Source organism: Roseospira goensis, from assembly GCF_014197795.1.
Classification (GTDB): Bacteria; Pseudomonadota; Alphaproteobacteria; order Rhodospirillales; family Rhodospirillaceae; genus Rhodospira; species Rhodospira goensis.
The window spans coordinates 18,873-39,169 of record NZ_JACIGI010000033.1; the positions used below are offsets into that span (position 1 = coordinate 18,873).

A 20,297-nucleotide genomic window follows, 5' to 3' on the forward strand; every position below is an offset into this window, starting at 1 on the left:
TTCACGTTCTTCCAATCCTCCTTGCCGGCGGTGCGTTCCCCCCGCACCGCCGGTTTTCCGTCCGCCCCGCTTGTCCCGCGCCCGCGGCCGGATAGACTGACCCCATGCGTATTACATCCGGAGACTTGCGCGGGCGCCGCCTGGAGGCGCCGCCCGGCCACGCCGTCCGCCCCACCTCGGAGCGCGCCCGCGCGGCGCTGTTCGATGTCCTGGTGCATCGGTTCCAGGGCGACGGCCGCTTCGCACTGGCCGGCGCGACCGTCCTGGACGCCTGCGCCGGCACCGGCGCGCTGGGATTCGAGGCCCTGTCGCGCGGCGCCGCCGAGGTCGTGTTCCTGGAGCGGGACGCGGCCCTGACGCGGGCGCTGACGCGGCGGGCGCGGGACTGGGGGGTGGCCGGCGCGGTGCACGTGCTGACCGGCGATGTCACCCGGCCGCCGGCGCGGCCGGCCGACCGGGCGCCGCCCACCCTGGTGCTGCTCGATCCGCCCTATGGGGCCGGCCTGGCCGGCCCCGCCCTGGCGGCGCTGGACGCCGCCGGCTGGCTGGCGCCGGGCGCCCTGTGCGTGGTGGAGACGGCCCGTACAGAGCCGTTCGACGCGCCACCGGGGTTCGCGCCCTGCGACGATCGCAGCCATGGCCGTGTCCGCCTGCGCATCCTGCGGCGGGCCGACGGCGGCCCAGACGGGTAGCGTGTGCCCACGCGGACGCATGGGCGCGAGGCCCCAGGTTCTCCCGGGTCCACGCTCCGGCGTGGACCCGGCCTCAGCCCTCGCCTTCGGTCTCGATCTTGAGGGTCTCGCCGCAGTGCTTGCAGTGCACCGCATCCACATCGTGCCGGCTCAGGCCGCAACTGTGGCACGTGTGGCGCACCTTGGGCGGGCGGAACACCGTCTGCAACAGGCGCAGGAACAGGGCCACCCCCACGACCATGATGACCACCGACAGCAGTCGGCCGCCGGTGCCCGTCAGGGTGATGTCGCCGAAGCCGGTGGTGGTCAGCGTGGCGACCGCGAAGTACAGCGCATCGACATAGCTGGCGATGGCCGGATTGACCTCGTGCTGGAGCACGAACACCAGCGCCGTGACCACGAACAGGAACGTGACCAGGTTGATGACGCTGATGATGAGGTCTTCGTTGCGGCGGAAGAACGGGGTTTCCCGCCGCAGGTCGCGCAGCACCTGATAGGAATGCAACAGCCGCACCAGCCGCAGCACCCGCAGGAACGCCAGATTGCCGGCCAGCAGCGGCGCCAGCAGCAGCGAGAACACCACCACCACGTCGGCCAGGGTGGTCAGCCGCAGCAGGTAGCGGCGGCGGTTGGGCGCGATCCACAGCCGCGCCGCCAGGTCGGCCAGCACCACCAGCCCGATCAGGATATCGGCCACGATGATCGGGGGCGTGGCCACCATCGGCAGCGTGGCGACGATGAAGGCGATGGTGCAGAGATCGAAGACGATCAGACCGTAGCGAAAGCGGGTCGCCTGGCGCCCGTGCCCGGTGTAGAGCGTCGTCAGCCGCAGCTTGAGGGATAGGCGCGGCGGCGCGTCGCTCTCGGGTGTCCTGTCGGTGCCCGGACGGTCGGTCATGCCGGGTCGTCCCCGCCGGCCTCGTCGAGGGCGGCGCGCAGGGCCGGGTCGAGCTCCCGCGCCAGGCGGGCACGCAGGGTCATGGACGGCTTCTCCCGCAACGGAGCGTCGAGACGGCGGCACAAGGGCACCGGCCCATCCCGCTTTATGCGTCCCGGGACGGTCGCTGCGCAATGGTCAGGTGCACGGACCGGCCGCCCTCCTCCCAACGGACCGTCTCGCACATGGCGCGCATCAGGGCGATGCCGCGCCCGCGCGGGCGCGTCGCCGGTGGATCGGCCGGCGCCGGGTCGGCGTTGTCCGGACACGGCGGGATGAAGCCGGGACCGCGGTCGACCACACAGGCGGTCCAGCCGTCCGGCTCCGGTGTGACGGTCACCAGAACCGGGCGGTCGCCGCGCTCCGGGTCGGCCAGGGCGGCGTCGACGGCGGCGCTGTGCGCCAGCCACCCGGCGGCGTCGCTGCGCAGGTGCGGCGGGACCCGCAGGCAGCCATGCAGCATTGCGTTGACCACGGCCTCGTGCACCGCCAGCCGTAGGCCGTCGCGGCGGGTTTCCAGCCCGGGCCAGTGCCGGAGGGCGGCGGTCACCACGGCCTGGGCGACGTCGAGGCGCCAGGCCGAGGCGGCGCTCAGCAGCAGGGCGAGGCCGCCGGCGGCAACCGCGGCCTCGGCGCGGACGGCCAGGTCGGGCGCGGCGGCGGCGGCCTCGGCGGCCACCAGGCCGTGACGCGGCGGCAGCAGAGCGCGGAGCAACAGCCCGTCGCCGGTGGTGTCGATGGTGGCTTCGTCCATACACGCAAGCGAGGCCGCGTCCGGCACGACGCGGTCCGTCTCCGTCTCCGTCATCGCGGGCTCCGGGCCTGCCGGCGGGGACTGTCCGGCCTGCCCCCAGTGTGCACCCGAGGCGCCGTCGAAGCCCAGGGGAAAGGCATCGGGGCCGCGGGAGATGATCGGACGGGTCGATCAAAGGAGGACGAAATCCCTGTTGGACGGCCGATGATCCATGCCCTATTAATGTTGAGAATGATTCGCAATACGGCCCTGCCCGGCCGCCACCGACTCGGGAGCGCCCCATGACGACGCTGATTGCGGCCACCACACGTACCCTCACCAGCGGCCTCCGCCCTGCCGGCGGCGGTCGCGCCGGACTGCCGCCCCTGACGGGACCGATCCGGCGGGCACTGGCGCTGCTGGCCCTGGCCGTGGCCGCCCTGGCGGTCCCCGACGGGCCGGCGCTGCTGCTGGGGGCGCTCAGCGAGGCCTATCTGGCGGTGGCGGTGTTCGTGGCCGGCACCCTGGTGCTGCTGGCGCTGGCGGAGCGCGGGCTGGGCACCGACCTGGGCAGCCTGCTGCGCCGCCATGCCCGCTGGCAGGTCCCCATCGCCGCCCTTTTGGGGGCATTCCCGGGGTGCGGTGGCGCCATCGTGGCGCTGACCCAGTACACCCGTGGTCACCTCAGCCTGGGCGGCGTGGTGGCGACCCTGACCGCGACCATGGGCGATGCCATGTTCCTGCTGCTGGCGCAGGCGCCGGAGGTGGCGCTGCTCGTGCTGGGGATCAGCATGGTCGTCGGCGTGCTCTCCGGCTGGGCGGTGGACGCGATCCACGGTCCCGGCTTCCTGCGCCCGACGGCGCCCGCCGGAGTGAGCGGCGCCGCGTGCGGGGCGGCCTGCGACCGCACCGATCCAGAGGCGGCGCCCAGCCCCGTGGCGGCCCGCATCGAGCGGCTGTGGATCCTGCTGCTCGGCCCCGGCGTGGCGCTCGGCATCCTGCTGGCGTTCCAGGTCGATCCGGACGCCTGGCTGGCCCCGGTGCTCGGGGTGGCGCCGGTGCACTGGATCGGCGTGATCGGCGCGGCGGGTGCGCTGGTGCTGTGGGTGCTGCGCGGGCGCGGCATGGAGGCCGGCGCCGGCGGCGAGGAACCGGCGCGCGGCGGCGTGGACCTCGCGCCCATCGTGGCCACCACCAGCTTCGTCACCGCCTGGGTGGTGTTCGCCTTCGCCGCCTACGAGTTGGCGATGGCCGGGTTGGGCCTGGACCTGGGGGCGCTGTTCCAGGCCGCCGCCCCGTGGGTGCCGCTGATCGCCGTCCTGGTCGGCCTGATCCCGGGCTGCGGCCCGCAGATCGTGGTCACCACGCTGTATCTGTCGGGGATCGCGCCCTTGTCGGCACAGCTCGGCAACGCCATCGCCAACGACGGCGACGCCCTGTTCCCGGCCATCGCGGTGGCGCCCAAGGCGGCGGCGGTGGCGACGGTGTACAGCGCCCTCCCGGCCTTGATCGTGGGCTACGGCGCCTACGCGGTGTGGGGCTGAGCGGGCGGCCCCGGGTGGGGGGTCAGAATCCCACCCGGTCGCCGCCCTTTAGGCCCAGCAGGGCGCGCGCCTCGTCCGGGCCGGCGACGGGGCGGCCGAGGCCCTCCACCACCGCGCGGACGGCGCGCACCTGCTCGGCATTGCTTTCGGACAGCACGCCTTTCTCCCGGAACAGGTTGTCCTCCAGGCCGACGCGGACGTGCCCGCCCAGCGCCGCCGCCACGGTGGCCAGCCGCATCTGGTGGCGCCCCGCCCCCAGCACCGAGAAGCGGTAGGCGTCGCCGAACAGCCGGTCCGCGGTGCGCGTCATCGTCACCAGGTTCTCCGGGTCGGCGCCGATGCCGCCCAGGATGCCGAGGCAGAATTGCAGGAACAGCGGCGGTTTCGCGATCCCCCGGTCGACGAAGTGGGCCAGGGTGTAGAGGTGGCCCAGGTCGTAACACTCGTACTCGAAGCGGGTGCCGTGGCCGTCGGCGAGGGTGCTGTGCAGGGCCTCGATATCCGCGAAGGTGTTCTTGAAGACGAAGTCGCGGCTCGCCTCCAGGAACTCGGGTTCCCAGGCGTGGGTCCAGTCGGTCCAGCGGTCGAGCGCCTGGAACAGCCCGAAGTTCATCGTGCCCATGTTGCACGATGCCATCTCCGGCGCGGTGCGCACCGCGGCCTCCATGCGCTGGGTGACCGTCATCGGCATGCCGCCGCCGGTGGAGACGTTGACCACCGCGCCCGTGGCCTGCTTGATGCGGGGCAGGAACCGCAGGAACAGAGCCGGGTCGGGCGACGGCCGGCCGGTCTCCGGGTCGCGCGCGTGCAGGTGCAGGATCGCGGCCCCGGCCTCCGCCGCCGCAATGGCCTGTTCCGCGATCTGGTCGGGCGTGATGGGCAGATGCGGGCTCATGGTCGGCGTGTGCACCGAGCCGGTGACGGCGCAGGTGATGATGACGGGGGTGGGCATCAGGATGAGTTCCCTATCTCACAAGGATGGTCCGCATCACGCCATCCCCAGCTCCCGGCTCAGGACCGTGAGGGCGTCCTCCAGCGGGTCCAGGATCTCGTCGATCTGGTCTTCGCCCAGGATCAGGGGCGGGCAGACCATGACGTGGTCGCCGACGTAGCCGCCCCGGGTGCGGCGCCAGTAGATGATGAGCCCCCGGTCGTAGGCGAGATCGACCAGCCGCGCCGCCGCCATGCGCTCCGGCGGCAGCGGGGCCAGGGTGTTGCGGTCGGCCACCAGTTCCATCGCCAGCAGCAGGCCCTTGCCGCGCACGTCACCGATGATCGGGAAGCGGTCCATCAGGCCCGCCAGCCGGTCCTTCAGCACCGCCCCCACCTTGGCGGCATGGCCGGGCAGGTCGCGGCGCACGGTCTCGCTCAGCACCGCCAGACCGGCGGCGCAGGCCAGCGGGTTGCCGGCGTAGGTGTAGCCGTGGATGAAGCCGCCGTGCTCCATCACCGCCTCGACCATCTGCCCGGGCGCGACCATGGCGCCCAGCGGCGCGTAGCCGGCGGCGAAGCCCTTGGACAGCGCGATCAGGTCCGGCACCAGGTCCCAGTGCTCGCCGGCCAGGAAGCGGCCGGTGCGGCCGGCGCCGGTCATCACCTCGTCGTGGATCAGCAGCACGCCGTAGGCGTCACAGATCTCGCGGATGCGGGGATAGTAGCTGTCGGGGGCCACCAGCGCCCCGGTGGAGGCGCCGCCGATCGGCTCCATGATGAAGGCCAGCACGGTCTCCGGCCCCTGGCGCAGGATCTCGGCCTCCAGCATGTCGGCATAGCGGCGGCCGCGTTCGTCCATGCTGAGGGTGTCGCGGTCCAGGTAGCAGGTGGGCGCCGGGATCTTCGGCATCTCGTGCATCATCGGCGCGAACGGCGCTGTCATGGTGGTGTAGCCGGTTAACGCCAGGGCTCCCAGGGTCGCGCCGTGGTAGCTGGGGTAGCGTGAAATGACCTTGAACCGGCCCGCCTCGCCGGTGGCGACGGCGTACTGGCGCGCCAGCTTGAGGCAGCTCTCCACCGCCTCCGAGCCGCCGGAGACGAAGAACACCCGGTCCAGGCCGGGCGGGCTCAGTTTGGCGACCAGGCGGGCCAGCTCCTCGGCCGGGGCATTCTCGAAGTGCAGGCGGTAGCCGAAGGTGGACTTGTCCATCTGTGCGCGCATGGCGGCCAGCACCACCGGGTCGGAATGGCCAATGTTGCTGACCATGGCGCCGGAGGAGCCGTCCAGGTAGCGCTTGCCGGTGGTGTCCCAGATGTGCACGCCCTGGGCCCGGTCGAGCAGCGGGCGGCGCTGGCGCGACTGGTAGAACAGGTGCGAGGGCGCCGGGCCGGCGTCCATGTCGGGCACCGCCGGGGCGTAGTCGGCCGGGGCCTCCGGGACGGCGGTGGGGGTGATCGAAACCGGATCCATGGTGTCACCTGTGGTTAGCGGCGGGCGGCTTGCAGGAGCGGGCCTGACGCGCGGCCTTGGTGCCTTGGTGTCCTGGTGGTCTGTCTCCACTGCCGTCGCCGAAAAGAACCACCAAGGCACGAAGGCACCAAGGCGTTGCACGATCCCGTCTCTGCATCACGCGCCTCGACCTTCAGCACAACATGAAAAACAAAGTCGACCACGCCGAGGTCCGCGCCGACGGGTGCGGCCGGGTCATGCCCCCTTGGTGCCTTGGAGTCTTGGTGGTCATTTCCTGCGCCCGTCGATGAAAAGAACCACCAAGGCACGAAGGCACCAAGGCGTTGCACGATCCCGACTCTGCATCACGCGCCTCGACCTTCAGCACAACATGAAAAACAAAGTCGACCACGCCGAGGTCCGCGCCGACGGGCGCGGCCGGGTGCTGCCCCCTTGGTGCCTTGGTGTCTTGGTGGTCATCTCCTGCCCCGTTGCTGGAAAGAACCACCGAGGCGGCGGCGCCACCCGTACCCCCGGACGCGGCGGGGCCGGTCAGCCATCCTTTCTCGGTCCGACGCTCCCGCGTAGGACCCTGCGCCCCTGGTCGGGCGCCCACGCGGGAGCGTGGGCGCGAGATGGGGTTCTCTCGGTCCCACGCTCCCGCGTGGGACCGCGTGACACCTCGGCGCCGCCTCGCGAGCGTGGGCGCGAGACCGCCGGGTCAGCCATCCGCATCGCCGTCCAGCAGCACGCAGTCCTCGCCGCGCACCCGCACCTGCACCGCCGCACCCTCCGGGAACGGTGTGCGGTCGATGGGGTTGATGGCCTGGAGGTCGACGCCGGCGCCCGGATCGCCGGCGTCGCCGGTGGTGGTCAGGAAGTAGCGCGCACTCTGCCCCAGGTAGTCCACGGTGCGCACCCGGGCATCCATGATGCTGTGGCCCGGGGCCGGGTCGTGGCGCTCCGCCAGCAGCAGCCGCTCGGCCCGCATCACCAGGCGCACCCGCTCGCCCTCGGGGCGGCCGGCGCGGTCGCGGGTGTGGCACAGGATGGTGGCGCCGGCGTCGGTGATCACCTTGACGAAGCCGCCGTCCTCGCCCGCCACCCGCCCGGCCAGGATGTTGGAATGGCCCAGGAAGTCGGCGACGAAGGCGCTGGCCGGTTCGTTGTAGACCTGTTCGGGTGGCCCCATCTGCTCCACCCAGCCCTGGTTCATGACCACCACCGAATCCGACATCGCCAGCGCCTCGGACTGGTCGTGGGTGACGAACACGGTGGCGATGCCGAGTTCGCGCTGGATGCGCTTCAGCTCCACCCGCATTTCTTCGCGCAGGTTGGCGTCCAGCGCGGACAGGGGCTCGTCCAGCAGCAGCACGTCGGGCTGGATGACGATGGCGCGGGCCAGCGCGATGCGCTGCTGCTGGCCGCCGGAGAGCTGGATCGGGCGGCGGTCCTCGACGTGCGGCAACTGCACCAGGGTGAGGGCGTCGCGCACGCGCCGGGTGACCTCGTCGCGTTTCACGTCCCGGTACTTGAGGCCGAAGGCGACGTTGTCGAACACGCTCTTGTGCGGGAACAGGGCGTAGTTCTGGAACACCAGGCCCAGGTTGCGCTTGTGGATCGGCACGGCGGTGACCGACCGACCCTTGATGCGGATGTCACCCGCGGTGGGGTCCAGAAGGCCGGCGATCATGCGCAGGGTGGTGGTCTTGCCGCAGCCGGAGGGGCCGAGCAGGGTGACGAACGATCCTTCGGGCACGGTCAGGTCGGTCGGGCGCACCGCGACAAACTCGCCGAAGCGCTTTTCGACGCCGTCCAGGTCGACCGCGGGGGGGGAGGTGCTCATGGGCGGCGGGTCCGTGTTGACATCAGTTACCGTCGGGCGGGAGTTGCACTGCCGCCCGGAACCGTTTTCCGCAGCCGACCGTTGAACGGTTCCGGACGGGGGTGCAACCCCCGTCCGGCATGTTCAGGATGGCGGGCGGCGGCCTCAATACCCCTTCTGCACGCGCCCGAAGGTCTTGGACCACTCGCCCTCGTGGCTGTTCCAGTAGTCCGGGTCGAAGAAGTTCAGCGACTCCAGCGTGCCGGTCGGGTCGAAGGCCGGCAGGGCGCGGACCTTGTCCGTCAGCTCGACCTTGGTCGGGTCCAGCGCCGGCGGGTAGTTCTGGCCCTCGGCGACGGCAATGGCCACCTCCGGCTCCAGCATGAAGTTGAGCAGTTCCTCGCAGGCGGCCATCGGGCTGCCCTTGATGACGAACAGGCATTCCTGCCACGCGAGGCCCCCGGGCGGGTCCAGGTAGCCGATGTCGTGGCCCTGCTCCTGCAACGCCTTGACGCGGCCGGACCAGGCCTCGGTGACGTAGATTTCTTCCTCGGCCAGCAGGCTCATCAGCTCGGCGCCGGAGTTCCAGTACTTCAGCAGAAGGTCGCGGTGCTCGCGGAGCTTGTCCCAGACCGCGTCCATGTCCTCGATGCCGTTCGGGTCCTGGCCGGTCTGCAGGGCGGCGTACCAGATCCGGGTCTTCCACTCGCCCCAGCCGCCGATCTTGCCCTTGAAGTCCGGGTTGACCAGCAGGTTGGCCCCTTGCGCCCGGGCCTCGTCGTCGCTGACGTGCTTGCGGTTGTAGGCGATGCCGGTGGTGCCGTAATCGTACGGCGCGGCCGAGAGCGCCCCGCCGGTGATCGGGCGGAAGGCGTCCATCAGCGCGGTGATCACCAGCTTCAGGTTGGGGATGTTGTCCTCGTTCAGGGTCGTGGACAGGCCCAGGTTGTGGTAGCGCGCGTAGTCGAACACGCCCGACAGATGGGCGATGTTGAACTCGCCCGGCTGGCTGGCCTTGACCCGGGCCAGGTACTCGTCGGCGCCGCCGAAGGTGCCGTCGACGACCGCGATCCCGGTCTTGGCGGTGTAGGGCTCGAAGGCGTACTCGCGGAAGGCTTCCGAGACCACGCCGCCCCAGCCGTCGAAGCGGACCTGGTCGGGGGTGGCGGCGCGGGCTTGGCGCGCCAGCATCGTCATGGGGCCGCCGACCAGCCCGGCGGCCAGGCCGGCGGCGCCGATCAGGCCGAGGAAGCCGCGGCGGTCGATGTCGCCGTTGCGATAGCGCTCCAGCAGGCGCTCGTAACGCTTGGTGTCGTCCATGGTGCTGTCGTCTCCCTGTGGATCGTCGGTTCGTGGTTCTTGTGTGTCTGCAAGGACGTCGGGCCGGCCGGCCCTTGCGTCCATGCCCGGGCGCCCGGCCCTCCCTAACGGCCCGACATGCGCGCCGCCAGCCGCCGCGCCAGCGCCGCCCCCAGCAGCGGCAGGGCGACAGTGAACACCACCATCACCGTGCCCAGGGCGTTGATCTCCGGGCTGATCGAATTGCGCAGCATGGCGAAGATCTGGGTCGGCACGGTCTCCACCCCGCCGGGCTTCCAGAACAGCGTCCCGGTGATGTCGTCGAACGAGATGGTGAACGAGAACAGCATGCCGGCCAGCACCGCCGGCAGCATCAGCGGCAGGGTGACCTCGCGGAAGGTCTGAAAGGCGTTGGCCCCCAGGCTGAGCGCGGCCTCCTCGTACTCGCGCCGGATACCCACCAGCCGGGCCTGGACCACCAGCACGACGAACGGCAGCGTGAAGATCACATGCCCCATCAGCAGCAGGAAGAAGCTGCGCGGCACGTCGAGGGCCTGGAGGAACAGCAGCAGCGCCACCGCCAGCACCACCTCCGGCACCAGGATCGGCGCGATCAGCGCGGTGGAGATCAGGCGCTTGCCCGGGAAGTCGTAGCGCACCATGGCCAGTGCCGCGAGCACGCCCATGGTGGTGGAAATCACGCTGGTCAGCAGCCCCAGCACCAGCGAGGTCTGGAACGCGCGCACGATGGCGTCGTTTTCGATCAGGGCCACGAACCAGCGCAGCGACAGCCCCTCCAGCGGGAAGCTGCCGAACTGGTTGGCGTTGAACGACAGCAGCATGACCACCGCCACCGGCGCGAACATGAACAGGTAGACCAGCACGGTGCCGAGGCGGATGGCGGTCCAGGCCAGGCTCATGACGTGTCTCCCCTCTCCCGGCGGCGCTAGCGGAAGCTCTTGGCGATCTGGTCGATGCCGAGGAAGCGGCTGTAGACCATCACCAGCGCCCCCAGCAGCGCCAGCAGCAGCAGCGACAGCGCCGAGCCCAGCGGCCAGTTGAGCTGGGTGACGATGGCCTCGAACACCAGATTGGCGAACATGGCGTTGGTCGGCCCGCCCAGCACCATCGGCGTGATGTAGGTTCCGGCCCCCAGCACGAAGCACAGCAGCGACCCGGCCGCCAGCCCCGGCACCGACAGCGGCAGCGTGACCTCGCGGAACGCCTGCCAGCCGGTGCAGCCGAGCGACCGCGCGGCGTCGGTCAGGCTGCGGTCGATGCCGTCCAGGCTGACGTAGATGTTCAGGATCATGAACGGCAGCAGGAAATGCACCAGGCCCAGGATCACCGTGGCCTCGTTGTAGAGCATCTGGATCGGCTCATCGACCAGCCCGGCCCACAGCAGCGCGCTGTTCACCGCGCCCGACACCCCCAGGATGTTGATCCAGGACATGGTGCGGATGATGTAGCTGACCCAGAACGGCAGCATCAGCAGCAGCAGCAGCAGCGCTTTGTGGCGGGTCGGCGTATAGGCGATGAAGTAGGCGGGGATGTAGCCCACCAGGGCACAAATCACCGTGGAGATCGCGGCGATGCGCAGGGTCTGGAGCAGGATATCGCGATAGAAGCGGTCGGTCAGGACCTCTTCCCAATTGTCCAGGAAGAAGCCGACCTGTTCCGCCCCCGTGGCGGTGCGCAGCCAGAACGAATAAACCACGATGAACAGCGTCGGGATGACCAAGAGCAGGGTCACCGACGCCAGCGCGGGCGACAGCAGCAGCCAGGGCCGCCGGTCGAACCCGGCCGCCGGGGAAGCGGATGCGGCCATGGGGGCGCCTCCCGTCGCCGTGATGCCGTGAACTTTCCCCGTGTCCGCCCGCAGTGTGGCGTCGTGCCCGCCTCCGGCGGAGCCGGGTGTGACGCGCCGCGGTGCGCGGCGACGGGGGACGCGACCTCACGCGCCTTGAACCCGTCTTTCGGGCTATGACGCCTGTGAGATGGACATAGCGCAAATAGATACGGACAATGCAATGGATAGTCCAGGTCTATAGGGGGTGGGCCGATGATGACCGGCGAGGAGCCCGTCGGCTCGGGGCGCGACGGGACGGTGGTGGACGCGAGCCCGGAGGCCGGCGGCCCGGCCCAGCCCCAACCCCAACCCCAATCCCAATCCCAGTTCCAGCCCCAAGCCCAGGGGGCCGCCGAGGCGTCGCCGCTGGCGCGCCGGGAGTTCGACTGGAACCTGCTGCACACCTTCATGGTGATCGTCGAGGAAGGCTCCATCACCCGGGCCGCCAACCGCCTGCTGCTGCGCCAGCCCAGCGTCAGCAACGCCCTCAAGCGGCTGGAGGACCGCCTGGGGCAGCGCCTCATCGACCGCGCCCCGGGCCGCTTCGAGCTGACCGACCAGGGCACCGTGCTGTACCGCGAGTGCCAGGACATCTGCGGCGCCATCGGGCGGCTGGGTCATCTGATGATCGACGGCGAAGCCGACCTGGACGGCCACATCCGGCTGGTGCTGGCCAGCCACGTGGTGTTCCCGCCGCTGGACTCCGTGCTGGCGCGGTTCCACGCCCAGCACCCGCTGGTGACGCTGGACATCGAGGTGGCGCGCTCCAGCGTGGTCGCCCAGACGGTGCTGTCGCGCCAGGCCAGCGCCGGCATCGGGCTGGTGGGCCAGCCCCATCCGCAGCTCGACTATCGGCTGCTGTTCCGGGAGCATTTCGGCTTCTTCTGCGGCCCGGCGCACCGCCTGTTCGGCCGCCGCGACCTGACGGTGGACGACCTGCGGGCCGAGACCTTCGTCTCGTTCGGCACCGACAGCCCCAACGATGCCCTGCGGGCCATCGCCGTGCTGCGGGCGCACCATCGCCTCGACGGCCGCACCGTCGGCACCGCCGCCAACCTGGAGGAGGTGCGGCGCATGATCGTGGCCGGGCTCGGCATCGGCCCGCTGCCCATCCACGCCGTGGCCCGCGATGTGCGCGACGGCCTGCTGTGGCGGCTGCCGCCCTACGATCCCGTGCCGGATACCGCGGTCGGCGACCCCGGCGGAGAGGCGCAGGCCCGGCCGCCGGCGGTGGACATCTTCCTGGTCACCAACCCGCGCACCAACCTGTCGCGCGCCGAGCGGCTGTTCCTGGACCTGCTGACGGCGGAGCTGCACCGCGCCCCGGGCGGGGTGTTCGTCTACCCGGAGAGCCTGGCGGCTGCCGGCGAGTCCGGGGCGCTGGCGCGGCCGGCGTGATCCCGGGGATTTGATCTCGGGGGTTTGATCTCGGGGGTTTGCGGACCGTGGTCCGATGGCGCACCATGACGGCGCCATTCGGTGCGGAGCCGGTTCATGAACGTGTCACAGACCCCCTCGAACGCCGACGGGGTGGAGGCTCCCGACGCGCCCGCGACGCCGGAAGCCCCCGTCGCCGGGGACGCCGCCGTGCGCGCGGCGGTGGCGCGCTGGCGCGCCTGGTTGTGGGGCGAGCGCCGCGCCAGTGCCCACACCCTGGACGCCTACGGCCGTGATCTGGCCGGGTTCCTCGCCTTTCTGGGCGAGCACCTGGGCGGCCCGCCGACCCTGGCCGATCTCGCCACCCTGCCGGCCGCCGATGTGCGCGCCTGGTTGGCCTGGCGCGGCGCGGGCGGGGTCTCGCGCACCACCCAGGCGCGCAGCCTGTCCACCCTGCGCGGCTTCTACCGCTGGCTCGACCGCGAGGGCCTGGCCCACAATCCCGCCATCGCCCAGGTGCGCGGCCCGCGCCCGCGCCCCGGGGTGCCGCGCGCCCTGGACGAGGACGCCGCGCGCGAGGCGCTGGCCGCCGCGCCGACGCTCCAGGATCAGGGCTGGGTGGCGAAGCGGGACGCGGCCCTGTTGACGCTGCTGTACGGCGCCGGCCTGCGCCTGGGCGAGGCGCTGGCGCTGACCCGGCGCGACGCGCCGTCGGGCGCTACCCTGGTGGTCACCGGCAAGGGCCGCAAGCAGCGCCTGGTTCCGGTGTTGCCGGTGGTGGCGGCGGCGGTGGCGGACTACCTGGCCGCCTGCCCGTTCGCGCTGGGGCCGGACGACCCGCTGTTCGTCGGGGTGCGCGGCGGCCCCCTCAACCCCGGCGTGGTGCAACGCCAGGTGCGGCGGCTGCGCGCCCTGCTGGGGCTGCCGGAGGACGCCACCCCGCACGCCCTGCGGCACAGCTTCGCCACCCATCTGCTGGCGCGCGGCGGCGACCTGCGCACCATTCAGGAGCTGCTGGGCCACGCCTCGCTGTCCACCACCCAGCGCTACACGGCGGTGGACGGCGGCCGTCTGCACCGGCTGTACCAGGCCGCCCATCCCCGGGCGCGGGCGCGGGTGGAGGAGGGCTGACGCCTGATGCGGGGGCGTGCGGGCGCGTGTAGGCTGGCCCCGTGCCCCCCGCCCCTGTCCCTGCATCCGAGGTGGATCCATGCGCGTCTTTCTCTCGCCGGCCCAGCGCGCCCACGCCGGTGACAGTTTCCTGGTCAACGGCACCCTGCGCCCGATCCCGGAACAGCCGACCCGGATCGACCACCTTCTGCGGGCGGTCTCGAACCTTGGCCTGACCCCGGAGGCACCGCCCGACTCCGGCGACGCGCCGCTGGCCCGGGTGCACACCGCCGAGTACCTGCACTTCCTGCGCACCATCTGGACCCGCTGGCAGCGCCTGCCCGGCGCCAGCGCGGCGGTGCGGCCGAACGTGTTCCCGGACCGCCGCGACGGCGCCTACCCGCGCGCCGCCGTGGGGCAGGCCGGCTACCACCTGGGGGACTACGCCTGCCCGGTGCTGCGCGAGACCTGGACCACGGTGCGCGCCAGCGCCCATGGCGCCGTGGCCGCGGCCCGCGCGGTGCACGACGGCGAGCGTGTCGCCTATGCCCTGTGCCGGCCGCCCGGACACCACGCCGGCCCCGACCTGGCCGGCGGCTTCTGCTATCTGAACAACAGCGCCATCGCCGCCGCCGACCTGACCGCCGCCGGCCGCCGGGTGGCGGTGCTGGACGTCGACCTGCACCACGGCAATGGCACCCAGGCCATCTTCTACGACCGCGCCGACGTGCTGACGGTCTCGGTCCACGCCGACCCGGCCGACTTCTACCCCTTCTTCTGGGGCCATGCCGCCGAGCGCGGGCGCGGCCCCGGGCTGGGCTTCAACCTCAACCTTCCGCTGCCGCTGGGCACCGGCGATGCCGCGTGGCTGGAGACGGTGGAGACGGCCCTGGCCCGCATCGACGCCTTCGCGCCCGACGTGCTGGTGGTGGCGCTCGGGCTCGACGCCTCGGCCGAGGATCCCTTTGGCGGACTGGCGATCACCCCGGACGGGTTCGCGCGCGTGGGGGCGCTGCTGGGGGCGTTCGGCCGACCGCTGGTGCTGGTGCAGGAGGGCGGCTACGTCTCGCCGGTGCTGGCGGAGAACCTGGAGCAGGTGGTGGGCGGTGTTCTGGGGGCCCGGTAGGGGCGGTGGGCGGAACAATCGGCCGGACCGATCAAACGGCACAATACCATCAATTGGACTGGGGTCATTTGCTCTATTAGGGTCCTCTCATACACGCCGCGTCGGCCACACACCGCCGGCACCCACCCGGAGAGGAGAGCCCGCCCATGACTGCCACCGCGACCGCCGTTGCCCCCACCGCCTCCACCGCCCCCACGACCATGGGGCTGCCGCGCCTGAACGAGCCGGCCCCGGACTTCGTCGCCGAGACCACGCACGGCCCGAAGAGCTTGGCCGACTACCGCGGCCGCTGGCTGGTGCTGTTCTCGCACCCGGCCGACTTCACCCCGGTGTGCACGACCGAGTTCATGGCCTTCGCCCGTGCCGCCGACGATTTCGACGCGCTGAACTGCGACCTTCTGGGCCTGTCGATCGACTCCACCTTCTCGCACCTGGCCTGGATCCGGAACATCCAGGAGAAGTTCGGTGTCGCCATCCCGTTCCCGATCATCGCCGATCTGTCGATGCAGGTGGCGCGGGCCTACGGCATGATCCAGCCGGGCGCCTCCGACACCTCGGCGGTGCGCGCGACCTTCCTGATCGACCCCCAGGGCACCCTGCGCGCCATGATCTACTATCCCATGAGCAACGGCCGTTCGGTGCCGGAGGTCCTGCGTCTGCTCAAGGGGCTTCAGGTCAGCGATGCCCACGGCGTGGCCACGCCGGAGGGCTGGCAGCCGGGCGCCAAGGTCATCGTGCCGCCGCCGAAGACCGCTGCCGAGGCGGCGGCGCGGGCTGACGCTGGCTACGCGTATACCGACTGGTACTTCTGCGAGCGCACGCTGTAGCACCGGCACCGGCCGCGCGTGGCGCCGGCGGGGCACCTGCGCGTCATCCGCCGCGCGCCGTGCGGGGCCGCCCGCGCGCCAGCGCCAGGGCCGGGATGCCGAGCAGCCCGATCCCCCCGACCAGGGCGAAGGCCACGCCCCAGGCGGCCGCCGAGTCGCGGCCGCCGGCCAGGTCGAGCGTGAGGCCGAACAGCAGCGGCCCCAGGAAGGCGGCGCCGAACCCGAGCAGGGAGTGTACCGCCAGGGTGGCGCCGCGCCGGCCGGCCGGGGCGGTTTCGACCGCGCCGGTGGTTAGGGCGGCCGAATCGAGCTGGATCAGGCCGGCGTACAGGATCGCCAGCCCGGCCAGCACCGGGTAGGGCAGGCCGGCGCACCAGCCGAAGCCGAGGGCCATCAGGGCCGAGGCGGCCATGAACACCTGCGTGGTGGCGGCCCGCCCGCGTCGCGTCGCCACCCGGGCGCCGCCGATGCTGGCCGCCATGGCGACCAGCGCGCCCCAGGTCGCCACCGATCCCGGTGCCAGCAGCCCGGTCCCGCCGGCGTCGGCCGGGCCGGTCGCGCCCGCCGCCAGACCGAAGCCGAGGAAGGCGACGATCCAGGCGCGGAAGGCGAACAGCTCCCACATGTGGGCCACGTAGCCCAGCACGTAGCCCATGGTCGCCCGGCTGGCGAACACCGGCCGGAAGTCCAGGAGGGCGCCGCGCGCGCCGTCGGCGGGCGGCTCCGGGCGGTGCCGCGGCAGCCACACCAGCAGCGCGGTGGCGGCGACGGCGGCCAGCCCCGCCACGGCGAAGGCGGTCCGCCAGCCGGCCAGGTCCGCCACCAGGGCCGGGATCAGATAGGACACGGCGCTGCCCAGGCTGAACGAGGCGGTATACAGCGGCACCGCGCCCGGGCGGCGCGCCGGTGGCAGGCGGTCGACCAGGACCCGCAGGCCGGGCATGTAGGTGCCGGCCAGCCCGACCCCGGCCAGGGCGCGCAGCAGCAGCGCGCTCCAGAACCCATCGGCGGCGACGGCGAAGGCCAGGTTGGCGCCGCCGGCCAGCAGGGCACCGCCGACGAACACCCGGCGGGCGTCCACCCGGTCGGTCAGCGCCACCAGCACCGGCGCCGCCACGGCGTAGCCGGCGAACACGATGCCGCCGATCCAGCCGGCCTCTGTGCTGCTCAGGTCCCACGCCGCCATGAAGGCCGGCAGCAGGGCCGCGAAGGCGAACACCCCGATCATGGTCAGCACCTCGGCGGCGCACAGGGCGGCGATCAGCAGCGTCGGCGGCGGAGAGGGCGGGGCCTGCGGCGGAGGTCGGAGCGGGGCGGCGGTCACGGCGGCGGGTCTCGGGGACGACGGGTGGGGTCGAACGCACGACCCCCGCGCCGGCGGCCGGCGCGGGGGCTGGGTGGGGTCGGTCCGCGCTGCGGCGCGCGGGGTGGGGCGGTATCAGGCCGCCTGCTGGTTGATGCCGAGGCTGCTCCAGACATCCAGCAGCGACGCCACCAGATGGTCCATCAGGGCGTCGTCGTGCAGCGGCGTCGGCGTGATGCGCAGACGCTCGGTGCCGCGCGGCACGGTCGGGTAGTTGATCGGCTGGACGTAGATGTTGTGCCGCGTCAGCAGCAGGTCGGAGGCCTGCTTGCACAGCGCGGCGTCGCCCACCAGCACCGGCACGATGTGGCTGACCGAGTCCATGACCGGCAGGTTCAGCTCGCGCAGCCGGCGCTTCAGGGTCGCCGCCCGCTCCTGATGGCGCACGCGCAGTTCGTTGTGGGCGCGCAGGTGCTGGATGCTGGCGCGGGCGCCGGCGGCGATGCCCGGCGGCAGCGAGGTGGTGAAGATGAAGCCGGCGCCGAAGCTGCGCACGAAGTCGACCAGATCGGCGTCGCCGGCGATATAGCCGCCGATACAGCCGATGGCCTTGCCCATGGTGGCCTGGATGATGTCGATGCGGTCGACGACGCCGTCGCGCTCGGCCACGCCCGAGCCCTGCTCGCCGTACATGCCGACGGCATGCACCTCGTCCAGGAAGGTCAACGCACCATGCTTCTCCGCCACATCGCAGATGTCGGCGATGGGGGCGATGTCGCCGTCCATGGAGTAGACCGACTCGAAGGCCACCAGCTTGGGCTGGGCGCGCGGATACTCGGACAGCAGGCGGTCGAGGTCCTTCGGATCATTGTGCTTGAAGATCTTCTTGGGGGCGCGGGAATGGCGCACGCCCTCGATCATGCTGTTGTGGTTGAGGGCATCGGAGAAGATCACGAGGTCGGGGATCTGCTGGCCCAGCGTCATCAGCGTGGTCAGGTTGGCCACGTAGCCGCTGGTGAAGATCAGGGCCGCTTCCTTGTCGTGCCAGGACGCCAGCTCGTCCTCCAGCAGCACGTGATGGTGCGTGGTGCCGGAGATGTTGCGCGTGCCGCCGGCGCCCGACCCGCAGGCCTGCACCGTGTCCGCGATGGCGCCGGTGACCACGGGATGCATGCCCATGCCCATGTAGTCGTTCGAGCACCAGATGGTGACGTCGTACGTCTTGCCGTCGCGATGGTTGATGGCTTTCGGGAACCGGTCGGTTCGGCGCTCCAGGTCGCAGAACACGCGATACCGCCCCTCGTCGCGCAGATCACGCAAACGGTCCGCGAAATAGCTCTTGTACTCCATCGGTCACGTCCTCTCGGTCAGACGATGCCCCGATCCACGTTGCCACCATGTCCTGGATCCTGGCCCTTCTCCGCGAAGGTAGCGCGGCCCTGATGGTCCTGGCAACGGCAGGCGGGGGAACATGGGAATTGGGCGTGATGGGCCGGCCGCCGCCATCGGTCCGATCCCCCGCGGAGCGCCGGTTGCCCCGCACCGGACCACGGCACGCGCCGGCGCGGCCTAGGCCGTCACCAGCGCCTCGGCCCGGCACCAGGCCAGGGTGTCGTCCAGGGCGCGGGCGACTCTGTCGACCATGGTGTCGATCTCCTCTTCGGTGATGATGAGCGGCGGCGAGAACGCCACCGTGTCCCCTATGACGCGGGTGATGACGCCGTGGGCGTGCAGGTGGCGGGTCATCGCCGCCCCCACCCCCTGGGCGGGATCGAACGGCTGGCGGCTGGCCTTGTCCCGGCTCAGTTCGACGCCCCCGATCAGGCCCACCCCGCGCACCTCGCCGACCAGCGGGTGATCGGCCAGGTCGCGCAGCCGCGCCTGGAGGCGCGGGCCGACCGCGGCGGCGTGTCCGAACAGGTCCCGTTCCCGGTAAATGGCGAGGGTCTCCAACGCAACGGCGCAGGCCACCGGGTGGCCGCCGTAGGTGTAGCCGTGCCCCAGGATGCCGATGCGGCCGGCATTGTCGCGGATCACCTCATAGACGCTTTCTGTCATCATCAAGGCGGCGAGGGGCAGGTAGCCGGACGAGAGCTGCTTGGCGCAGGCGATCATGTCGGGCTTCAGGTCGAAGGTCTGGCAGCCCCAGGGGTTGCCGGTGCGCCCGAAGCCGCAGATCACCTCGTCGGCCACGAAAAGAATGTCGTGACGCTTCAGCACCGCCTGGATCTTCTCGAAATAGGTCGGTGGCGGCACGATGACGCCGCCGGCGCCCATCACCGGCTCGGCGAAGAAGGCGGCGATGGTGTCCGGCCCCTCGGCCTGGATCAGCGCCTCCAGCTCCTCGGCGCAGCGGCTGGCGAAGGCGTCCGGGCTCTCGCCCTCGGCGGCGCCATGGTAGTGGTGCGGGCAGGTGGTGTGCAGGATGCCCGCCAGCGGCAGGTCGAAGTCGCGGTGGTTGTTGGGCAGCCCGGTCAGGCTGGCGCTGGCCACAGTGACGCCGTGATAGGCCTTCAGGCGGCTGATGATCTTCTTCTTCTCGGGCCGGCCCAGGGCATTGTTGTAGAAGCGGATGAACTTGATCGCGGTGTCGTTGGCCTCGGAGCCCGAGTTGCAGAAGAACACCTTCGACATTGGCACCGGGGCCATCGCCAGCAGCGCCTCGGCCAGGTCGATGCCCGGCACGTGGGCCTTGTGGCCGAAGGGATGGTAGAACGACAGCCGGCGCATCTGCTCGTAGGCGACGCGGGCCAGCCGTTCCTCCGCCGAGAACCCGAGCGCCGTGCACCACAGCCCGGCCAGCCCTTCGATGTAACGGTCGCCGCGCTCGTCCTCGACCCAGACGCCGTCACCCCGGGTGACGACCATGGGTCCGCTCTGCTCGTGCAGCACCGGATTGGTGTAAGGATGCAGTTGGCTGCGCACGTCGCGGGCGGCGGCGGAGTTGGGACGCGGGACCTGAGTCATCGCGCGGCGGTCTCCAGGTCGGACCGCAGGGACGGGCGCGAACGGGTCGGCGGGGCCGAACCCGGCGGCCTGCGGCCCCACGGGGTTGCCGGGATCACAGCGGTCCGGAACGGGCGGCGACCGGGCCGTCTGCCTGTCCACCTCACGGCGGCCGGCCGTGTGAGTCAAGGGAAATTGACACAAGGCACCGGCAATGTCACGGACACGTTGCAGTTACCCGGCAAAAAAATGGTTCATCACGGAATTCCGGGGTAAGCGGCGCGGATCTTGAGAAAGAAGTAGGCGTCATCCCGGAAACCGTAGGCCATCCGCTTGATGACCTTGA

18 protein-coding genes are annotated in these 20,297 nt (G+C 71.6%); 6 read left to right on the plus strand and 12 right to left on the minus strand.

Features of this window, described 5'->3' with window-relative positions; genetic code table 11:
* Positions 1-104: 104 nt before the first annotated feature.
* Positions 105-692: an RsmD family RNA methyltransferase gene (locus tag GGD88_RS15140; protein ID WP_184436933.1), complete on the plus strand. Its 588-nt coding sequence runs from the start codon at positions 105-107 to the stop codon at positions 690-692.
* 73 nt (positions 693-765) lie between these two features.
* Here the strand turns inward: GGD88_RS15140 and GGD88_RS15145 are convergent, their stop codons facing one another.
* From GGD88_RS15145 to GGD88_RS15150, 3 genes are read right to left on the minus strand one after another with little or no spacing between them, the layout of a single operon-like run.
* Complete coding sequence (locus GGD88_RS15145; protein ID WP_184436935.1) at positions 766-1,590, minus strand: potassium channel family protein; 825 nt, start codon at positions 1,588-1,590, stop codon at positions 766-768.
* Complete coding sequence (locus GGD88_RS19190) at positions 1,587-1,721, minus strand: hypothetical protein (protein WP_281392959.1); 135 nt, start codon at positions 1,719-1,721, stop codon at positions 1,587-1,589. The genes GGD88_RS15145 and GGD88_RS19190 overlap by 4 nt, the downstream gene beginning before the upstream one ends.
* Before the next feature lie 14 nt (positions 1,722-1,735).
* Positions 1,736-2,437 (minus strand): ATP-binding protein, encoded by a 702-nt coding sequence (locus tag GGD88_RS15150; protein WP_184436937.1) that lies wholly within the window; start codon positions 2,435-2,437, stop codon positions 1,736-1,738.
* Between the two features lie 227 nt (positions 2,438-2,664).
* On the opposite strand from GGD88_RS15150, the gene GGD88_RS15155 reads away from it, so the two are divergent.
* Positions 2,665-3,906, plus strand: coding sequence for a putative manganese transporter (locus GGD88_RS15155; protein WP_184436939.1), 1,242 nt, complete (start codon positions 2,665-2,667; stop codon positions 3,904-3,906).
* 22 nt (positions 3,907-3,928) lie between these two features.
* Here the strand turns inward: GGD88_RS15155 and kce are convergent, their stop codons facing one another.
* The 6 genes from kce to GGD88_RS15185 all read right to left on the minus strand — a co-directional run bounded on the left by kce (position 3,929) and on the right by GGD88_RS15185 (position 11,241).
* Positions 3,929-4,858, minus strand: a complete 930-nt coding sequence (gene kce / locus GGD88_RS15160) for a 3,5-dioxohexanoate:acetyl-CoA acetone transferase (protein ID WP_184436941.1) — start codon at positions 4,856-4,858, stop codon at positions 3,929-3,931.
* Positions 4,859-4,894: 36 nt separating this feature from the next.
* Positions 4,895-6,310, minus strand: a complete 1,416-nt coding sequence (locus GGD88_RS15165) for an aminotransferase family protein (RefSeq protein WP_246423807.1) — start codon at positions 6,308-6,310, stop codon at positions 4,895-4,897.
* 700 nt (positions 6,311-7,010) lie between these two features.
* Positions 7,011-8,135: an ABC transporter ATP-binding protein gene (locus GGD88_RS15170; protein WP_184436943.1), complete on the minus strand. Its 1,125-nt coding sequence runs from the start codon at positions 8,133-8,135 to the stop codon at positions 7,011-7,013.
* Between the two features lie 144 nt (positions 8,136-8,279).
* A complete protein-coding gene (locus tag GGD88_RS15175; RefSeq protein ID WP_184436945.1) occupies positions 8,280-9,434 on the minus strand; it encodes an extracellular solute-binding protein in 1,155 nt (384 codons plus the stop codon).
* A 104-nt stretch (positions 9,435-9,538) separates the two neighbouring features.
* Positions 9,539-10,333, minus strand: coding sequence for an ABC transporter permease (locus GGD88_RS15180; protein ID WP_184436947.1), 795 nt, complete (start codon positions 10,331-10,333; stop codon positions 9,539-9,541).
* Positions 10,334-10,359: 26 nt separating this feature from the next.
* A complete protein-coding gene (locus GGD88_RS15185; protein ID WP_184436949.1) occupies positions 10,360-11,241 on the minus strand; it encodes an ABC transporter permease in 882 nt (293 codons plus the stop codon).
* Between the two features lie 234 nt (positions 11,242-11,475).
* On the opposite strand from GGD88_RS15185, the gene GGD88_RS15190 reads away from it, so the two are divergent.
* The 4 genes from GGD88_RS15190 (at position 11,476) to GGD88_RS15205 (ending at position 15,702) form a co-directional block, all read left to right on the plus strand.
* Positions 11,476-12,660, plus strand: coding sequence for a LysR family transcriptional regulator (locus GGD88_RS15190; protein WP_246423808.1), 1,185 nt, complete (start codon positions 11,476-11,478; stop codon positions 12,658-12,660).
* 96 nt (positions 12,661-12,756) lie between these two features.
* Positions 12,757-13,770, plus strand: a complete 1,014-nt coding sequence (locus GGD88_RS15195) for a tyrosine recombinase XerC (RefSeq protein WP_184436951.1) — start codon at positions 12,757-12,759, stop codon at positions 13,768-13,770.
* A gap of 79 nt (positions 13,771-13,849) precedes the next feature.
* A complete protein-coding gene (locus GGD88_RS15200) occupies positions 13,850-14,875 on the plus strand; it encodes a histone deacetylase family protein (RefSeq protein ID WP_184436953.1) in 1,026 nt (341 codons plus the stop codon).
* A 146-nt stretch (positions 14,876-15,021) separates the two neighbouring features.
* Positions 15,022-15,702, plus strand: a complete 681-nt coding sequence (locus tag GGD88_RS15205) for a peroxiredoxin (RefSeq protein ID WP_184436955.1) — start codon at positions 15,022-15,024, stop codon at positions 15,700-15,702.
* A 43-nt stretch (positions 15,703-15,745) separates the two neighbouring features.
* On the opposite strand, the gene GGD88_RS15210 is transcribed toward GGD88_RS15205, so the two are convergent.
* The 3 genes from GGD88_RS15210 to GGD88_RS15220 form a co-directional block, all read right to left on the minus strand.
* A complete protein-coding gene (locus GGD88_RS15210; RefSeq protein ID WP_343056392.1) occupies positions 15,746-17,026 on the minus strand; it encodes an MFS transporter in 1,281 nt (426 codons plus the stop codon).
* Positions 17,027-17,140: 114 nt separating this feature from the next.
* Positions 17,141-18,355 carry a 5-aminolevulinate synthase gene (hemA, locus tag GGD88_RS15215; protein ID WP_184436957.1) on the minus strand — a complete coding sequence of 405 codons (1,215 nt, stop codon included), beginning with the start codon at positions 18,353-18,355 and terminating at the stop codon, positions 17,141-17,143.
* 219 nt (positions 18,356-18,574) lie between these two features.
* Entirely contained in the window at positions 18,575-19,972 is a 1,398-nt protein-coding gene (locus GGD88_RS15220; protein ID WP_184436959.1) for an aspartate aminotransferase family protein, read from the minus strand.
* Positions 19,973-20,297 lie beyond the last annotated feature (325 nt).

Coding starts and splice junctions, on each gene's coding strand:
- GGD88_RS15140 (WP_184436933.1), top strand. CDS start 105: ATGCGTATTACATCCGGAGACTTGCGCGGGCGCCGCCTGGAGGCGCCG.
- GGD88_RS15145 (WP_184436935.1), bottom strand. CDS start 1,590: ATGACCGACCGTCCGGGCACCGACAGGACACCCGAGAGCGACGCGCCG.
- GGD88_RS15150 (WP_184436937.1), bottom strand. CDS start 2,437: ATGACGGAGACGGAGACGGACCGCGTCGTGCCGGACGCGGCCTCGCTT.
- GGD88_RS15155 (WP_184436939.1), top strand. CDS start 2,665: ATGACGACGCTGATTGCGGCCACCACACGTACCCTCACCAGCGGCCTC.
- kce (WP_184436941.1), bottom strand. CDS start 4,858: ATGCCCACCCCCGTCATCATCACCTGCGCCGTCACCGGCTCGGTGCAC.
- GGD88_RS15165 (WP_246423807.1), bottom strand. CDS start 6,310: ATGGATCCGGTTTCGATCACCCCCACCGCCGTCCCGGAGGCCCCGGCC.
- GGD88_RS15170 (WP_184436943.1), bottom strand. CDS start 8,135: ATGAGCACCTCCCCCCCCGCGGTCGACCTGGACGGCGTCGAAAAGCGC.
- GGD88_RS15175 (WP_184436945.1), bottom strand. CDS start 9,434: ATGGACGACACCAAGCGTTACGAGCGCCTGCTGGAGCGCTATCGCAAC.
- GGD88_RS15180 (WP_184436947.1), bottom strand. CDS start 10,333: ATGAGCCTGGCCTGGACCGCCATCCGCCTCGGCACCGTGCTGGTCTAC.
- GGD88_RS15185 (WP_184436949.1), bottom strand. CDS start 11,241: ATGGCCGCATCCGCTTCCCCGGCGGCCGGGTTCGACCGGCGGCCCTGG.
- GGD88_RS15190 (WP_246423808.1), top strand. CDS start 11,476: ATGATGACCGGCGAGGAGCCCGTCGGCTCGGGGCGCGACGGGACGGTG.
- GGD88_RS15195 (WP_184436951.1), top strand. CDS start 12,757: ATGAACGTGTCACAGACCCCCTCGAACGCCGACGGGGTGGAGGCTCCC.
- GGD88_RS15200 (WP_184436953.1), top strand. CDS start 13,850: ATGCGCGTCTTTCTCTCGCCGGCCCAGCGCGCCCACGCCGGTGACAGT.
- GGD88_RS15205 (WP_184436955.1), top strand. CDS start 15,022: ATGACTGCCACCGCGACCGCCGTTGCCCCCACCGCCTCCACCGCCCCC.
- hemA (WP_184436957.1), bottom strand. CDS start 18,355: ATGGAGTACAAGAGCTATTTCGCGGACCGTTTGCGTGATCTGCGCGAC.
- GGD88_RS15220 (WP_184436959.1), bottom strand. CDS start 19,972: ATGACTCAGGTCCCGCGTCCCAACTCCGCCGCCGCCCGCGACGTGCGC.